The following is a 17,181-nucleotide window of genomic DNA, read 5'->3' as shown; positions in this document are numbered from 1 at the left end:
CCATGCAACCCCGCACGGCGACGCCGTCGGCCGTCGCCGCGCCGCTCGCGGAGCCCAGCGTCGTGTCCGGCCACCTGGCCCTCGTGGCCGTTCAGCTCTGCTTCGGGCTGTTCCCCTTCTTCGTGAAGCTGGCGCTCGAGGGCCTCGAGCCTCGTGCGATCGCGGTCTGGCGCATCGGGGTCGGCTCGGCGGTGCTCTTGGGCCTGGCCTTCGCCGTGGCCGGTCGCGGCGCGATTCCGAAGCGTGGGGATCTGCCGCTGTTGTTCGTGTGCGGCCTCTTGGGCGTGGTCATGAACCAGCTCCTGGCCCTGGAGGGCGTGTCGCGCTCGACCGTGGTCAACGCGGGGCTGATCATGACCCTGATCCCGGTCTTCACCGTGGCCCTCGCGATCGCGTTCCGCATCGAGCGGATGCACTGGAAGCGTGCCATCGGCGTGCCCGTGGCCATGTGCGGCGCGATCGTGCTGCTCTTGCAGCGCGGCGACTCGCCCGACCTCGCGCGCCAGCACCTGTTCGGCAACCTGCTGATGGCCTGCAACTGCCTGAGCTACGCGGGGTACCTGCTGCTCTCGCGCCGGCTGCTGACGCGCTACCGGCCCCTGGTGGTGATCGCCTGGGTCTACGTGATGTCGCTCTGGGCCACGCCGTTCCTGGGTCTCGGTCAGGACCTGATACCGAGCGGGGTCGACACGCGCGTGGCCTGGTGGGGACTGGCCCTGGTGCTGACCTTCCCGACGGTGGTGGGCTACCTGCTCAACACCTTCGCCCTCTCGCGCGTGCCGGCGTCGGTCACGGCGATCTACATCTACGTGCAGCCCCTGATCGCGGGCACGGCGGGGATCGTGTTGCTCGGCGAGCACTTCCGCCCGCTGATGATCGTGGCGGCAGCGCTGATGTTCACGGGCATCGCGCTGGTCACGCGCCGGCGCTGAGGGCGCCCGCGAAGCGCCCGGCGAGAAATGGCCGTCGAGAGCGGTGGTGGGAGCGCGGGGCGAGGCCCAGGATGGTGGCCTTGGGCGACGCCACTTGCGGCGCGGTCCGATCTCGATTTCGCCCACCAGAGGACCCACCCATGTGGACCTTCCCCTGCTCTGTAGTCGCCGCGACCCTTTGCGCACTGTTTCCCGCGTCGTCGGGGCAAGTTGCACCGGCCCCGGTCATCGAAGACCTCGCCGAGCTGGACGCGGCCAGCCTGGTCGACCGGCTCCCCTGGGTCGACGACTGGTCGACGGTCGCGGACGGCCGGCGGCAGCTCGTGCCGGTCGCCGAGGAGGTCTGGGCGCGTGCTCGAGAACATCGTCTGCCCGACGACCAGTGGCGCCGTCTGCTGCTCGAGAAGGGGGTGTTGCGCTACCACCCGCGCTGGTGCGCGGATCGGCCCTTCGCCGTCTCGATGCGCGCCCTCCCCGTGGGCGAGCAGATCAGGATCAGCCTCGATCCGGTGCGGGAGGGGCTGGGCGATGCGAGCTGCGGCAACTTGCGCCCCATGTTGTGCGGACTCGCCTCCATGTCGATCTTGCACGAAGAGCTGTGCCAGGAACTCGGCGTGCTGCCCCTCGGTCGTCACGACCTGGGGTTCGACGTGCTCGTGGAGAGTGAACCGGAGAGTTGGTGGACCTCGCCCGGGGGCGAGGCTCCCCTGAGGCCGGTGCTGTGGCGCGGGACCCTCTCGATCGAGGTCGAGGTGGTGGAGTCGCTCGCGGGGGCGATCGCGCCCGTCGCGGATGCGGACGTCGACGGAGCGGTGCGGTCGGCCCTGTCGCTGGAGTTCTTGGACAGGGGTTGGTCCCAGCCCCGGGCGCAGCTGCGGGTGCAGCCGGACAGCATCGCCCACCCGCAGCTGCGGGACCTGGGGCTCTCGCTCGAACTCCAGGTGCTGCGGCGTGGCTTCCCGGTGGGCGAGCCGGCTCGCCTGGCCGTGGGTGACTACGGCATGAACTCCGACTGGAGCTTCGACGCGTTCGGCGTGCCCGGAGACTCGGTCTTCCTCGAAGCGGTCCATCCTGGGCTCATCACCAACGTCGACGCACGCGACCTGTTGTCCGTGAGGGTGCGTGGCACGGGCGAGGGGCTCGAGCGCCTCTGGCACGCCCGTCGCCATTGGAGCGGAGAGCTCGAGATTCCCTTGGTCGAGCTGATGGAGCCGGGACCCAAGTGATCGGGGAGAGAGCACGATGACGAATCAAGTACGCGGTACGTCGAACGAGGCCGGCCTCTCTCGGGCGAAGGCGGTCCTTGTCCAGTTGGTCGGTGTCGCCGGCTTGGTCGGTCTGGCTGGCTGCGGGCCGAAAGCCGGCGCGGAGTCCGGCGCCGCGCAGGCACCGGTCGACACGGTCTGGTACCCCACGCCGCCTGCACCCGAGCGACTCGCGGAGCTATCGCTCGCCGACTTGATCCCCCTCCTGCCGCCGGTCTGGATCGAGCGCGGGACCATCGGGGGCGAGCAGGCGCTGCACCCGGTGACGGAAGAGGTCCGCGACCGCCTGCGCGGCGGCGAGCGGATGTCGGACGAGCTGTGGCGTCATGCGCTCGTCGACACCGGGGTCCTGCGTGTGCCGCGCCGCTGGCCGCAGGATCTGCCCTTCGCCGTCTCGATGACGGCTCCCGAGTGGCTCGGCATGGCGCGGGTGATCGTCGACCCGCGCGGTGGTCGCTTGGGTGCGCCGCGCTGTGGCAGCCTGCTGCCCGAGATCTGCGGGACGGGCTACTTCTGGGGGCTCGAGGACGCTACCTACCAGGAGCTGGGCGACCTCGCGCTCGGGCGCCACGAGATCCCCTGCGAGGTCACGGTCAGAGGCGGCTTCAACGGGGACGCCCTCGAGCAGGCGTCCAGGGCCGATCGCGAGGACGACGGGAAGGTCGACTGCGCTGCCTGGGACTACCCGCTGCTCTGGGAAGGCACGCTCGACCTCTCGGTCGAGGTCGTTGCGAGTCTCGACGAAGCCTGGACGCCAGTTTCGACGCCCGAAGTCGACGCGGCCGTCAGCGAGGCGGTGTCGCTGCGCATCGCTGAACGTGGACCCGGGTACTCGGACGCCTTTGCCTGGATCCGGTGCGAGCCGGACACGGAGCTCCATCCTGAGCTGCGAGGCCTAGGGCTCGCTCTCGTCGCGGAGCTGCTCGAGGACGGCGAGGTCGTGGCGACCAACCGCTTGCCGCGACATCCCCGCCAGTCCGCTTGGAGCAGCGAGCGCGATCGGTTCGGCACGCCAAGCTTGGAGGACCCGCTCGGACCCGTACCTGGTGCCTTGGCAAGGCGAGGCGCCGGTGCCGATGGCTGGAGCCTGCGCTTGCGTGGCACGAGCGAGATGATCGAGACCCAGTGGCACGCCGATCGCTACTGGAGCGGGACCGTCGAAGTCTCGTTGACCGACGCCATGAAGCGGGGCGCCGGTCGCTGACGAGCCAGTGGCTCGTGGATCTCAGAGAGCGCACCATGGGGCAAGGAGACGGGCCTGCACCGGGTGGATGATGGCAGCCGGCGCGATCGCGCGTCGCGTCGGAGGGGTTGGAGACACTCGTGCGACGCTGCGGGAAAGTTTGGCGCAATTGAGACGCCAAATGGGGCGCGAGCAGACGTTGCTGGACTGATCTTCGGTGCTCAGGTGACAGGAGCGCCAGGTCGAATCCATGTCCGATTCTCTCTACGGCAACTCCGACTTTCCGACCATGCTCTCAGCTCACAGTCTTCCCCTCGCGTCCCTTCGTCTCGCACTGGCGTCAGCCGCGCTCGCAGCTTCTACCGCCCTGCCGTCGCTCGGCGCGGTTGGTGTGTCCGTCTCGGCAGTGACCGACGGCTACGACGCTGTCGACTCTTCCTACGACCTCGTGGGTGGCGTGAAGGTCAACGAGGTCACGATCCCGTCGTCCGGGCCCGGTTCGTGTTCCACCACTCAGCAACTGACCGGGTGCCCGCCGGCGAATGCTGACGGGTACTCCTACGTCTTCGAGTACGAGATCTCCTCGGACGGAGAACTGATCAGCTCTGAGCTGATCCACGAGTTCGAGGACGGCCCCTGCGCGCCCAGCCCGATCGTCTGGCACGTCGAGAACCGCACCTGCGTCAGCGAGCAGGAACGGATCGGTCCGGACGGGGTACCGCACAAGGTCTCGGTGTACGTCAGTGAGTCGTGCCACTGGTACGACTGCGACGAGCAGCCGGCGGCCATCGCGCAAGGGCCTTCGACGGAGGCTCTCCCCGTGGTTGACCTGTCGGGGGACGGCCTGCTTCCGCTGGTCATCGAGGGCCTGATGCCCGGCCCGAGCGGCTTCTAGTCCCGAGTGGACTCAGCGCGAGCGGCGGCGCGGCCGCTCCGCCAGGGGCCCACGCAGCGGGGCGCCGATCGAAGTCGATCGGCGCCCCGCGAAAGGCCCGTCTCGAGGGCATCTGTGACGCGCTCGGGCAGCAAGTGCCTCGAATCAGCTCACGGCTGGTAGATCTCCGCGTCGCTCGGCCCGCCGCCGACCACCAGCACCGTGCCGTCCGCCAGGTTGGCGAGCAGGGGCTGGGTGCGCGCGCCGGCCATGGAGCCGGTCACGCTGACGCCGCTGCCGACCTGGTACAGGTCCGCGGAGGACGCCGCGCCCAGGTCGATGGCCGAGGACGAGAGGGTCGCGCGGAAGCCGCCGGCGATCAGGGCGCGGCCGTCGGGGAGCAGGGCCAGACCCGAGAGGGCGCGGGGCTCCGAGAGGGTGCCGACGGTCGAGAAGCCGCCGCTGAACAGGCCGCTGGTGTAGCGCACCACGTCGTCGCGGGCGCCGATGGCGATCTGGGTCAGGTCGCCGCCGGAGGTGATCAGGGCTTCGAGGTCGAGGGTGATCCCGCCGACCAGGATCACGCTGCCGTCGGCCATCTTGATCGCCGAGTGGGCCAGGCGCGGGCCGTCGAAGAAGATCGGCAGGCCGAAGACGCCCAGGAGCGTGCTGTAGGTGTAGGCCGTGGCCGAGACGGTCGGGATGTTGAGGATCGGGATCAGCGTCATGCCGCCCGCGACCAGGATGCTGCCGTTGTTCAGGGCCGTGGCCGTGTGCAGGGCGCGGGGCTCGAGCATGTTCGGCCCGCCCGCGAAGGTCAGCGACGCAGGGTCGAAGAACTCGGTGCTGGCCAGCAGACCGTTGAAGACCGACAGGGCCGAGAGGGGGTCGGTCAAGATCGCCGTGAAGTCGATCGAGACGTCGCCGAAGCCGCCGGTCAGGAACACCCGACCGTCGCTGAGGAGCGTCGCCTGGTGGCCGGCGCGGGGCGAGCCCATGGTGAGCTCGGTGGTGTCGCCGGTGGTGGGATCGAAGACGGCGCAGGCGTCGGTGGGCTGGCCGTCGAGGCCCAGGCCGCCGCTGAACAGCACGCGTCCGTCCGCCAGGGCCGTGGCCTGGGAAAGGAGGCCCACGCCGAAGGTCAGGCCGTCCAGCTCGAAGCGCTCGAGCTCGTCGGTGTAGCGCTGGGCCGCCGGGCCGCTGCCGCCGGCCAGGAGCAGGTCGCCGTTCGGCAGTTGAGAGATCGCGCCGCCGAGGATCGGCAGGGCCGGGGCCTCGACCGTCGCTGCGAAGGTGCCCGAGACGGCCGGGGTCGTGCGCACCAGGTTCGAGGGCGAACCAAAGGTCGGCCCGGTCACCGCCTGGGCCGAGATCACCAGGCCCGCCAGGCCCGGGTCGACCATGGGCACGCTCGCCGTGGCGTTGCCGCTGCCGTCCAGCAGGCCGATGAAGCCGGGCAGGGTGAAGGTGAGGTCGAGCAGCGCGTCGGAGATGGCGAAGGAGACCCCGGGAAGGATCTCGGTCGGCGTCTCGTCGAGGGCCACGACGATGGCGTAGATCTGGCCGGGGTCGCCGGCGACGCTCCAGGTGGCGCTGCCGGGGATGGCTCCACCGCCACGGCTGAGTTCGGAGGTCTGGGCGGCGACGGGGGCCGCCAGGAGCAGGGCCAGGGAGAGGACGCGGGTGGGGGTCATGGTGGGGAGAGTCTGGGATTCGGGACCTCGATCGAGACTATCCCGTCCCAGAGCGCAGCGGGAGCCCCGCCGTCCAGATTGCAACTCCGCAGCCGACCCCGAGCTCAGAAGCTGTAGCGGTAGCCCAGGGCGATCGTGCCCCAGTCGTGGGGGCCCAGCTCCTGCGCGTACTCCTTCTGCTGGCGCAGGAAGCGGTAGCCCAGGGTGAAGCCGCGCCAGCGGGTGGTCAGTCCAAACCACCACTGCCAGATGCTCTCCTCGCGGGTCAGGGAGATCTGCGGGTCGTCGTTCCAAAGGCTCCCGTCGATCGTGATGTCGTACAGGGCATGGCGCAGGTTCACGCCGCTCGAGACCCAGATGGCGAAGTCGTCGGTCAGCCCGAGCCAGGGCCGGTCGTTGCGCGACAGGTTGTGGCCACCGCGCGCCTCGACGCCGAGCTGGCCGTTGGTGAAGGCCGTGCCCAGCTCCAGGCGGGCACCGGACACGAGGTCGAACTCGGCCGCACCCAGCCGGCCGTAGAGCGTCCGATTGCGCAGGTCCCAGGCCGTCTGGACGATGACCTCCTCCTCGACCTGGTACTGCCAGCCGGCGGCGTCGGCCTCGCCAAGGACGTAGTGCACCCCGCGCTGGGCGATCTCGCCCAGGGACCAGTCGCCGGTGACGCCCAGGGCCAGCTCGAAGGCGTAGAGCCAGTCCCGGCGGCGCGCGGCGTCGGGGTCCAGGCGCGCGTGGCGCGCGGTGGCCCCGAGCTGCAGGATCCCGGCGTAGGGGCGCTCGTCGGGCACGAAGTCCATCGAGTCCAGGTCGCGCGGGTTGTAGATGCGCTGCTCCAGGAACACGCGCAGGGTGCGCTCGTGCTCGACGTCCGGCTCGGACTCGTCTGGCAGGGGATCGAGGAACCCCAAGGGCGACAGGACCGCGGCCGCGCCGCGCCCCAGGCTCCCCTCGGGGTCAGCCTCCCAGCCGAGCAAGAGCCCCTGGCTGTAGGCCCGGTCCCGCCCGGCGCCGCTGGAGAATAGGTCGTTCTCCTCACGCACCGACCAGCGCCGGTCGGGCGCGGCGCAGGCGGCGAGGAGCGCGACCGACGTCGCGAGGACGGCGATGCGATGGTGCGTGGTCAGGGCTCTGGGAGCGGGCTAGCGTCGAAGGGACGGACTCGCGAGGGGCTCGATCCAACGCTTGGCGGGGCGCGTGTTCCAGGTGCGCTGGTACTCGCGGTGCGCGGGTGAATCGGGGAAGTGCTCGTCCGCGCCGTAGGGGTAGCCGCTCATGGCGTGGAAGGGCAGGGGCTCCACGTATAGGGCCTCGTAGGTGTTGGGGTCACGGTCCTTGGCCCAACCATCCAGGAACAACAGGTAGTCCCGGCGCCAACCCTCGCGCAGCTCCGGCAACTTCGCCGCGTCGAAGCGCAGGGTCAGCGCGTCCCCCGCGCCCAGGATCACGAACATGTCGTCCACCGACTCGACCAGGGGCAGCACGTCGCCGAAGCGCGTGTAGTCGCCCGGGTGCTGGTTCCAGCGCGGCGTGCATTCCGTGTTGTCCCACTCGAACCACTCCAGGCGCTCGTCGCCGTCGAGGTAGATCGGGCAGGAGAAGCCGCGCTCCCAGAGCTTCGCGGAGCTGGCGGCGATGCGCGTCTCGACTCGCTCGGTGTCGTCACCGCAGGTCGCCAGGCGGATCGCATCCCAGTACAGCCGCAGGGTCGAGAAGATGCGGATGCGCGGGTCGGCCGGGTCGAGGATGCCGGCCACGTCCACGACCATGGTCTTGGTCTTGCCGGCCGGGAAGCCGATCGGCGGACCGGCGTCGCGCCAGCCGCCCTGGCCGTCGGGCACCTGCAGGATGGGCGGGATGAACTCGTAGCCCGGATGGCGCGCGGCAGCCACGTTGACGCTGGCGTCGGTCCAGTAGAGCCAACCGCACATCAGCAGGCGCAGGCCTTCGGCGCCCTCGAGGTCCGCCGGGTCGAATTCCAGCTCGAGGGCGTGTGGCGCCGCCAGGCCCATGAACTGCCCGCGGTGGGGCACGAAGGGCTTGGCCAGGTCCATGTCCTGGGCCGCGAGGGAAGCGGTCCAGTCGTTGCCGCGGTCGTCCACGGCGCGGATCGGCAGGGCCAGGCGCTCGACCGTGTGGGTGTGGGGCGTGGGGAAGGGCGGGAAGGTGAAGCGCTCGTCGGGGAAGACCTCGGTGCCGACCGGATGGTCCACCGCGATCAGCTCCGCCTGGTCCAGGTAGGTCACCTCGCGCAGCTCCTCGGTGAACTGCAGCTCGAGGAAGCCGTCCTTGGGCACGAGCTGCTCGCCGCGCACCAGGACGTACTCGTCGTGGTCGGGCGGCACGAGCTGACCCGGCGCCATGGGCAGACCCAGGGGCGTGATGCCGATCACGTCCGTGACGAACTCGTAGGTGGTCCCGTTCCAGGTGTAGAGGAAGGGGCAGGAGCCGATCAGCCCTTCGATCTGCTCCAGCACGCGCCGACCGCACAAACCCACGTCGAGCTCGGACTGGATCACGCCGTTGGGCCAGACCATGCGGACCACGTCGAGGGTCTCGCGCTCCCCCGCGCCCACGAGCACCGGCTCGCCGCGCAGGTAGCGCCGCGTGTACAGGTCCCCGGCGCGCACGTGCAGGATGCCGCCGACGCCACGGGGGTTGTCCTTCACGCCCTTGAAGCCGACTTGCACGCCTTGGCAGCCGGCGAGGCGCACGATCTGCTCGCCGCCGGCGGACGCGACCTCGTGGTTGCAGTCGCGATCGAGGTCGGAGATCACGAAGTGGCCGGTGCCGACCTGGATCGGATCGAGGGCCGCGCGCCTGTCGAAGGCCAGGGCGAGCTCGCCTTGCAGCAGCCCCTTCGCATCGGTCCAGACCACGTCCCAGGCGCCGTCGAGATCGATGTCGACCGCCTGGGGCCGTGCGTCCGCGGGCGCGGGGAAGGCCGGCGCATCGCCGGAGATGAAGCGCTCGCCGTAGCTGTTGACGAACAGCTTGCCGCTGGTGGGCAGCCACAGGTCGCAGAAGCCGTCCGCGTCGAAGTCGGCGACCAGGGGCGCGCGCGCCCAACTGGCCGAGGCGGGCAGCTTCGCGCTCGCGTCGCTCCAGCGCTCGCTGCGATCGCTGCTGGCGAGGAAGGCGCCGGCGGGCCCGCCGAACAGCAGGTCCACGTCCGCGTCGCTGTCGAAGTCTTCGGGGATGACCCAGGTGAACTTGGCCGAGGCGTGCAGGCCGAGCTGCTGCGTGGCGTCGGTGAAGCCTCCGGAGCCCTCCGCGCCGTCGTTGCGCAGCAACCGCGCGCCGAAATCGCCGGCGAGGATCAGGTCCAGGTCGCCGTCGTGGTCCACGTCGCAGGTGACCAGGGACTCGCATCGCCCCGGATAGCTGGCGATGGGCTCCAAACGCGGGGAGTAGCTCGCCGCGGGGGCGGACCACTGCCACAGCTCGACGACGCCCGCGCGCGCCACCGCGAGCTCCAGGTCGCTGCGCTGGACGCCGTCGCGGCTGCCCGGCAAACCCTTGGCGTAGGGCCGGCCCTGGCTGAGGCCCTCGAAGAGCTCGCGCTCGCCGCGGTCCTCGCCCAGGTCGATGGCCTCCCAGGCCTCGATCTCGCCGTCGCCCTCGGCTGGCACGATCACGCTCCCGCGCCAGGCTCCGTCCTCGCTCGGCCGCATCAGCCACAGGGCGCGGCCGTCGTCGCCTACGAGCTGCTGCGGGTCCAGGTGGGCGTCCACCTGCACGGTCCCCGCCGGCCGGCCCTCGTAGTCACGGTCCGGTGTCAGGTTCTCGTCGACGTCGGCGATGCTGATCGGGTGGGCGCGCTCGGACAGGGTCAACGCGCGCAGAGAGCGCAGGCCCGCGGGGAAGCTGGCAGCCGCCGCCGTCCCCGGCTCGAGGTCGTTGCGTGGGCGCGCCACCGACCCCTGGGGTTGGGGAAAGAGCAGCGCGCCCAGGTCACCGCGCCTGATCTGAGTGGTGGAGGGCCGGGTCAGGCCCCGGTCCTCCAGGGTCCGCGCGCGATCGCGTGCGTTGGCGGAGTCGTCGATGCGCTCCAGCTCGAGCAGCAGGTTGGCGTAGTTCGAGAGGGCGATCAGGGTCCAGGAGCCGAGGAACTCCACGCCCTGGTCCAGGAGCCGCTCGAAGACCTGCTCGGCCTCCGCGAGGGTCGCGTCGGCCTGAGCCGGCTCCATGTCGTAGGCCAGGTCCGTGAGCAGCTTGCCGTACAGGATCGCCGTCGGCGGGTCGTCGGGCGCCAGCTCGTAGGCGCGGCGGGCGTAGGGCTCGGCCAGCTCGAAGTCGAAGTCGTAGTAGTACTGACCCAGCACGTAGAAAGCCGCCGGATCCTCGGGCAGAAGGGCCGTCACCAACTCCAGGGACTCGAGGGCGCGGGCCGTGAGTTCTTCGCGACCGGCGGTGAAGCTCCCGCCCAGCTCGAGGTCGAGGATCCCGGCGCGCAGCAGATCGGTGGGATCGGGTCGCTCGAGCGTGACCAGGGGCTCGAGGGCCTCGCGGGCCTCCCTCAGGCGCTCCTCCGCGAACAGGGCCGCGGCTCGCTCGCGGGCGGTCAGCACCGCGCCGGTCGGGTCGCCGACCTTGGGCTGCGGCTCGGTCTTCCCGCAGGAGGCCAGGTTGGCGCTCGCCCCCAGGAGGAGCAGCGGAACGACGATGCCTGCGAAGGGCCGGAGCGAGGAGCGCGTGCTGTGGTGGTTTCCCATGACTTCGACGCCCATGGCACCAGATCGACCGGCTCCGATCCATGGCGCTCGCGCCTCGATCACCCCCGCTTCACCCGGAACGGGCGGCCTCGGGTTGGCCCGCCGGCCGTGGTGGGGGAGAATGACGGGCCGACCCTCGCCCGCCCGAGTCCTCCCAGCCCCCCGCGGCCCCGCCGCCGACCATCGATGCCCGACGCCACGAGCGCCGCCCCCACCGACCGCCCCACGCCGGCCCAGGCCGCGGCCCCCGCGCGGCCCCCGGCCCTGTCCGGGGTCCCCGTGGACCAGCGGCGGGCGATCGTGGTCGGCGCCAGCTCGGGCATCGGCGCCGCCCTGGTGCGCCAGCTCGTCTCCGAGGGCTACCACGTCGCGGCCCTGGCCCGGCGGGCCGAGGAGCTCGACAAGCTCGCGGCCGAGTCCGAGCACCTGGGCGTCACCAGCGGCGGGCGCGTCCTGACCCGCACCCACGACGTGCTCGACATCACCGCCATCCCGACCCTGTTCGAGGACCTGGTGCGCGAGCTGGGCGGCCTGGACCTCCTGATCTACGCCGCCGGCGTCATGCCCGCCATGGAGCCCCGCGAGTACGACACGGCGAAGGACCTGTTCACCCTGAACGTGAACACCGCCGGCTGCATCGCCTGGTGCAACCCGGCCGCCCACCTGTTCACCAGCCAGACCCGCGGGACGATCGTGGGGGTGTCGTCGATCGCCGGTGACCGCGGGCGCAAGGGCTTCCCGGTCTACTGCACCAGCAAGGCGGCCATGAACACCTACCTGGAGGCCCTGCGGAACCGCCTCTCGGAGGTCGGCGTGCACGTCTGCACGATCAAGCCGGGCTTCGTGGACACGGCCATGACGAAGGGCATGGACGGCCTGTTCTGGCTCTCGACCCCCGAGGAGGCCTCGGCCCAGATCCTGGCGGCGGCCCGCAACCGGGTGAACACCCGCTACGTGAAGGGCCGTTGGTGGATCGTCGGGACGATCATCAAGCTGATCCCTTCGGTCGTCTTCCGTCGCCTGTCGATCTGATCCCCGTGAGCGAGCTCGTGACCGAATCCCGCCCGACGCCGACCGCCGCCCCGCGCTCCGACTTCGAGTTCGTGGCCGGCTGGGGCATGGCGGTCGGGGCCCACGCCCGCGTCCTGCGGCCCACCGACGTGGACCAGATCCGCGCCTGCTTCGACGTGGCCCGGGCCGACGGCCGCCACCTGGGCCTGCGCGGGGGCGGCAACAGCTACGGCGACGCCAGCGTCAACGAGGACGGGCACGTGCTCGACATCGGGCGCATGAACCGCATCCTCGGCTTCGACGCCGAGACCGGCATCGCCGACCTGGAGCCCGGCGTCACGATCCAACAACTGTGGCGCGAGATCGTGCCGCAAGGCTTCTGGCCGCGGGTGGTCTCGGGGACCATGTTCCCGACCATCGCCGGCGCGGCCGCGATGAACATCCACGGCAAGAACAACTACGCCGTGGGCACCATCGGCGACGCCATCCTCGACTTCGACCTGGTGCGACCGGACGGCCAAGTCGTGACCTGCAGCCGCGAGCGAAACTCCGACCTGTTCCACGCGGCGATCGGCGGCTTCGGGATGCTCGGAGTCTTCAGCCGCATCCGGCTCGAGACCAAGCGGGTGTACTCGGGCGACCTCGAAGTGCAGGCCATCAGCTCCGCCAACTTGGGCGAGATGATGGCTTCGATCGAGGAGCGCAAGGCCGCTGCGGACTACCTGGTCGGTTGGATCGATTGCTTCGGCAGCGGCGACGGGATCGGGCGCGGCCTGATCCACGAGGCGCGCTACCTGAAGCCGGGCGAGGACCGCAACCCGGAGAAGACCCTGGCCCTCGCGCACCAGGAGCTGCCGGCGCACATCCTGGGCTTCCCGAAGTCGGAGGTCTGGCGCTTCCTGCGCCCGATCTGCAACGACCTCGGGATGCCGTGGCTCAACGCGACGAAGCACTTCATGGGTAAGCGCGAGGCCAAGGCGGCGCCGCACCGCCAGAGCCACGCGGCCTTCGCCTTCCTGCTCGACTACGTGCCCGGTTGGAAGCGCGCCTACGGGCCCGGCGGCCTGATCCAGTACCAGAGCTTCCTGCCCAAGGAGACGGCCCACGACGTCTACACCGAGATGCTGCGCCACTGCCAGCACCGCGGGATCGTGCCCTACCTGGGCGTCTTCAAGCGCCACCGGCCGGATCCGTTCTGGCTGACCCACGCGGTCGACGGTTGGAGCTTCGCGATGGACTTCCGCGTGACGAAGTCGGGGCGCGAGAAGCTCTGGAAGCACTGCGCCGAGCTGACCGAGATCGTCCTGGCCGGTGGGGGCAAGTTCTACTTCGCCAAGGACCTGGTGATCGACGGCAGCGCCGTGCGGCGCATGTTCGACGCGGACAAGCTCGAGGCCTTCCTGGGGCTCAAACGCGAGCTGGACCCCGAGTTCCTGCTGCAGACCAATCTCTGGCGGCGACTGTTCGCCTGAGGCCCGCGGCGTCCCGACGGCGGCGCTGACTCAGAGCCAGCCCAGCTCGTCGATGCGACCGGCGATCGTATTGGCCACCATCCAGTGGCCCTCGGCTGAGAAGTGGCGCCCGGGGATGTACAGCGGGGGACCCGCGCCGGCCTTGGCGGTGCCCTCGAAGATCGGGCGCAGGTCGTGGGAGCTGAACGCGCCCTCCGCGGCCATGGCATGGGTCGCGAGCTCGGTCGCCGAAGGCGGCAGCTCCGCCCAGCGCAGGGTCGGGATCGGCACCACCAAGAGCTTGGCCCCGGCCTCCTCGCAGGCGCGGGCGGCGCGCGCGAGCAGGGCTCGGTGCAGCTCCAGTAGCGGCGCGGTGCCGGGTCCGACGACCTCCACGCGACTGATCTGCAGCCACCGCAAGAGGTGGCACGGGCTGGCGGCGAGGGGCACGTCCCAGACAGCCGTCGCGAGCTCGCCCGGTGCCGGCACCGGCGTGTGCCCCAGGCGCAGCTCGCCGCCCGCCAGGTCGAAGCGCGGCTTGGCGTAGTAGCTGAACAGGCGCCGCGAGCGGCTCGGGTTGGTCTCGAAGATGCCCCAGACGACCACGTCCGGTCGGTAGGGCAGCACGTCGCGCTCCAGCCGCAGCAGGGCCTGGTCGGTGCCGTAGCCGGGGACGCCGAAGTTGAGCACCTCGAACGGCCGGCTGCCCTGGCTCAGTGAGGCCTCGCTGAGCCGGGCGGGCCAGATGCGCTCGTCCTTCTGGTGGGTGCCGAAGGTGAACGAGTCCCCGATCGTGGCGACGCGCACCAGACCCTCGGTCGGCTCGAGGGCGAACTCCGCCTGACCGCGCATGCCGACCGAGTTGGTCGAGCGAGGGGGGTGCCCGGGCTCGACGAAGTCGCGCAGACCCGGCGCGGGAACCCAGCCGAGCAGGGGGTCGTGGGTCTGGCCGCCGAAGACCTCGCCGCGGGCGCCGAAGTCCTGCTGCCAGGCGAGCAGCGCCTCGACGTCCCCTCCGCCATAGGGCGCCCTCGGGAGGGTGCCGGCGGCCAGCCCGGCGAGTCGGACTCCGAGCTCGGCTGCAGCCAGGCAGACCAGCAGGGTCACCGAGGCAACCAGGAGGCGGCGCTTGGGGGAGGTCAGGGGCGGCACGGCGCCATGGTAGCGGGGTCGGGCGGCCCCCCGACACGGGCCGATGCGGGGAACCATCGCGCGCCTGGGCAAGCGGCGCGCCCACTCGCTAACCTGTTCCGCCCGCACACCGACGATCCAGCTCCGAGCCATGTCTGAACCCCAGCCCCAGCCGCAGCAGCGGTCCATCTTCGACCTCTTCGACGACGAAGCTCGCCAGGCCGTTCAGGTCGCGCGGGACGAGGTCGCCCGTACCAAGCGCAACGCCATCGGTCCGGAGCACCTGACCACGGCACTGCTCAAGCTCGACGGGGCCCAGGCACGCAAGCTGGTGGACAGCGTCTCGATCGACGCGGAGGCCTGGGTGGCAGCGATCGACGAGCTGGCCGGGGTGGGCACCGTCGAGGAGCCCCCGCAGCAGCTGCCCTTCACGCCCCGCGGTCAGCAGACCATGCAGGTCCTGGTGCAGATCGCCACCAGCATGGCCCACGACTCCCTGGGCAGCGCGCACCTGCTGTTGGCCAACCTGCAGGATCCCGAGGGCCTGGCGTCCAAGGGTCTCGAGCGGGTGAGTGGCGACCGCGAGGCGCTCGGCAAGGCGATCATAGATCACCTCCAGACCCTGCCGCAGAACGAGCAGATGAAGGCCCAGGCCGAGGCCATGCGGAAGGCCCAGGCGGCCCAGCAGGCGGGCGGCGCCCAACCGGCGGCGCGAGCCGGCGCCCCGATGGGCGGCGGCTCCCTCTCGCCGGCGGCCCAGCGGGTGCTGCAGGCCGCCGGGCAGCAGGCCCAGGAGTTGCGGCACACCCAGATCGGGACCGTGCACCTCCTGCTGGCACTGGTCACCGATCCCGATCGCATGACCCATAACATCTTCGTGAAGCTCGGTCTTCGTCCGGAAGACGTGCGCTCGGAGCTACTGGGGCAGTTGCGGGCCGAGAGCGCGGGCAACGTGGCGGCGCAAGCGGCAGCCGAGCCGTCCGAGGCCGAATCGTCCGACGCTGGCCAGCCCGCTCAGGCCTGATTGCGGGGGGCGAGCAGGGGCGCCGCGGACGGGCGATCCCGCCCCCCTGCCATGAATTCTGCTGACCCCAGTGGCGCTAGGTAAATGGTGCGAGGCTCCGGTTCGACCGCCCCGACCCGCGCCCACGGCCATCTCCGACGGGATGGCGAGCCGTTTGCCAGGGCGACTATCGATTCCTCGACTCCCGGTGCGTTCGGAAAGAATTGCCCGTGCGTTGAATGTTCGGGTGGCTGACCTACCTCTAAGAGTCGTCTTGCCGCCTCGTACAAGGACCTAGCAATCCTCGCTGGCCTGGATGGGGTACAAATTCGGCGGGGCGGATTCCATGCATTCGATATTCGACGGACGGGGCGTTTGGTTCGCCCTCTCGGGCGCGTTGCTGCTCGCCGGTTGTGGTGGAGGTGGCGGCGGTTCCGCGTTCGACTCGGGTGCGGGTGATGGCGGCGGAAGTCCGACGGCCCAGGGCGCGCCCTGGACCTGGGCCAAGATCGTCGCAGCCGAGCCGGGTTCGGTGCGGGTGATGCCCCTGGGCGATTCGATCACCGTGGGCTTCGGAGCAACGGCCGGTTACCGCTTCCCTTTGCAGGTGGCGCTCCAGACCGCTGGCGTCGACAGCATCGACTTCGTCGGCAGCAGCACGGTCAACTCTCCGGTCTTCCTGCCCGACCCGGAGCACGAGGGTCACGGCGGTTGGACCCTGGCGGATCTCGTCTTCCACGACGGCCAAGGGCTCGAGCCGGACTCGTCGATCGAGCAGATCCTGACCCTGCACGCGCCCGAGGTGCTGCTGCTGCACGCCGGCACCAATGACATGTTCGAGGGCGGTACGTGGCAGGAGAGCCTCCCGCGCCTGCGCGACCTGCTCGAGCGGATCCACGCCTTCGACCCGGAGATCACCACCGTGGTCGCTGCGATCATCCCGACCGCCGATCCGTCGGTGAACCTGCTCGTGCGCTGGTACAACGCGCGGCTTGCGGAACTCCTGGCGGAACTCTCCGGCGCCGGCCAACGCCTGGTCCTGGCCGACATGCAGACCGCCTGCCCGACCTTCGTCAGCGGCGACGGCACCGACGTCCATCCGGACTTCAACTGCTACGTCAAGATGGCCAACGAGTGGGCCGCGGGCCTGGTCGCCCTCGGTGAGGCCATGCCGCAGCCGCCCGTGCTCCAGCCAGTGGTGACCGGCGTGACAGCGACGGCCTCTGGCTTCTTCGGGGCCTACCAACCTGACCTAGCCGTCGACGGGTCCGGCCTGGGTGCGGGGATGTACGAGGGGCTGCACGAGTTCGACGAGCTGAGCGAGTCCGCCTGGCGCTCGGACCTGTTCGACATCGAGTCCGACCTCTCCAACGACTCGGTGCCCTCGAGTGTGGTCGCGCCCTATATCCAGCTCGCCCTGCCCCAGCCCACGGACGTCAGCCTGCTCGAGTTCTGGAACGGTCGTCAGGTGACCACGGGCAACGACACCTGGGTCAACAAGGACGGCATCCTGCGGGTGGAAGCGTTCACCTCGGTCAATGGCGTCGACTGGGTCAATCGCGGTCTGATCCCCCTGACCCAGGGCCCCGGACGCCAGTGGGCGGCGGGTCAAGAGGTCAGTGTCGACTGGCACGACGTGAGCTTCGTCCGCTTCGAGGTCACCGCACTGCAGGTGATACCGCCGCCGCCGGGCGAGAAGGCCAAGGCGCAAGTGGCGCTGAGCGAAGTGCGCCTGCGTGGTCTGCCGACTGGGTCCTGATCACGGGCTCTGGAAACGGGCTCTGGAAACGGGCTCTGGAAACGGGCTCTGGAAACGGGGGCCTGATCGCTGGAGTCCGCGCGATGGGTGCCACGCCCTGAGCTCGGCCGTCGTCCGTTCTGCGCCGCGGATGCAAGCGAACCGCCCCGCGATTGGTCGACTCGTTCTG

At 70.6% G+C, this 17,181-nt stretch carries 12 protein-coding genes; 8 read left to right on the top strand and 4 right to left on the bottom strand.

Annotated features, from left to right (window positions below; all coding sequences use genetic code 11):
* Positions 1–2 precede the first annotated feature (2 nt).
* From Pla133_RS13220 to Pla133_RS13205, 4 genes are all read left to right on the top strand, one after another.
* Positions 3–932 (top strand): DMT family transporter, encoded by a 930-nt coding sequence (locus Pla133_RS13220; protein ID WP_419191495.1) that lies wholly within the window; start codon positions 3–5, stop codon positions 930–932.
* A gap of 140 nt (positions 933–1,072) precedes the next feature.
* A complete protein-coding gene (locus Pla133_RS13215) occupies positions 1,073–2,158 on the top strand; it encodes a hypothetical protein (RefSeq protein WP_145065956.1) in 1,086 nt (361 codons plus the stop codon).
* A 16-nt stretch (positions 2,159–2,174) separates the two neighbouring features.
* Positions 2,175–3,401, top strand: coding sequence for a hypothetical protein (locus tag Pla133_RS13210; protein WP_145065955.1), 1,227 nt, complete (start codon positions 2,175–2,177; stop codon positions 3,399–3,401).
* A gap of 370 nt (positions 3,402–3,771) precedes the next feature.
* Entirely contained in the window at positions 3,772–4,275 is a 504-nt protein-coding gene (locus tag Pla133_RS13205; RefSeq protein ID WP_145065953.1) for a hypothetical protein, read from the top strand.
* Positions 4,276–4,424: 149 nt separating this feature from the next.
* On the opposite strand, the gene Pla133_RS13200 is transcribed toward Pla133_RS13205, so the two are convergent.
* The 3 genes from Pla133_RS13200 to Pla133_RS13190 form a co-directional block, all read right to left on the bottom strand.
* Positions 4,425–5,948, bottom strand: coding sequence for a Kelch repeat-containing protein (locus Pla133_RS13200; protein ID WP_145065952.1), 1,524 nt, complete (start codon positions 5,946–5,948; stop codon positions 4,425–4,427).
* A gap of 104 nt (positions 5,949–6,052) precedes the next feature.
* Complete coding sequence (locus Pla133_RS13195) at positions 6,053–7,051, bottom strand: lipid A-modifier LpxR family protein (RefSeq protein ID WP_419192448.1); 999 nt, start codon at positions 7,049–7,051, stop codon at positions 6,053–6,055.
* Positions 7,052–7,084: 33 nt separating this feature from the next.
* Positions 7,085–10,672, bottom strand: coding sequence for an FG-GAP-like repeat-containing protein (locus Pla133_RS13190; RefSeq protein ID WP_145065950.1), 3,588 nt, complete (start codon positions 10,670–10,672; stop codon positions 7,085–7,087).
* Positions 10,673–10,843: 171 nt separating this feature from the next.
* Between Pla133_RS13190 and Pla133_RS13185 the strand changes: the two genes are divergently transcribed.
* Both Pla133_RS13185 and Pla133_RS13180 read left to right on the top strand, forming a co-directional pair.
* Positions 10,844–11,689 carry an SDR family NAD(P)-dependent oxidoreductase gene (locus Pla133_RS13185; RefSeq protein ID WP_145065949.1) on the top strand — a complete coding sequence of 282 codons (846 nt, stop codon included), beginning with the start codon at positions 10,844–10,846 and terminating at the stop codon, positions 11,687–11,689.
* 5 nt (positions 11,690–11,694) lie between these two features.
* The gene (locus tag Pla133_RS13180; RefSeq protein ID WP_145065948.1) at positions 11,695–13,140 is read left to right on the top strand and encodes an FAD-binding oxidoreductase; all 1,446 of its coding nucleotides are present in this window, start codon (positions 11,695–11,697) and stop codon (positions 13,138–13,140) included.
* 30 nt (positions 13,141–13,170) lie between these two features.
* On the opposite strand, the gene Pla133_RS13175 is transcribed toward Pla133_RS13180, so the two are convergent.
* Positions 13,171–14,271, bottom strand: a complete 1,101-nt coding sequence (locus Pla133_RS13175; RefSeq protein ID WP_145065947.1) for an SGNH/GDSL hydrolase family protein — start codon at positions 14,269–14,271, stop codon at positions 13,171–13,173.
* A gap of 130 nt (positions 14,272–14,401) precedes the next feature.
* Here Pla133_RS13175 and Pla133_RS13170 point away from each other — a divergent pair, with 130 nt between their 5' ends.
* A complete protein-coding gene (locus Pla133_RS13170) occupies positions 14,402–15,274 on the top strand; it encodes a Clp protease N-terminal domain-containing protein (protein WP_419191493.1) in 873 nt (290 codons plus the stop codon).
* A gap of 325 nt (positions 15,275–15,599) precedes the next feature.
* Positions 15,600–17,012, top strand: coding sequence for a GDSL-type esterase/lipase family protein (locus Pla133_RS13165; protein ID WP_145065945.1), 1,413 nt, complete (start codon positions 15,600–15,602; stop codon positions 17,010–17,012).
* Positions 17,013–17,181: the final 169 nt, after the last annotated feature.

The sequence above is a fragment of the Engelhardtia mirabilis genome (assembly GCF_007748095.1).
GTDB lineage: Bacteria > Planctomycetota > UBA1135 > UBA1135.
The sequence above is the reverse complement of the archived record's forward strand: the minus strand, read 5'-3'. Positions and strand labels throughout refer to the sequence as shown.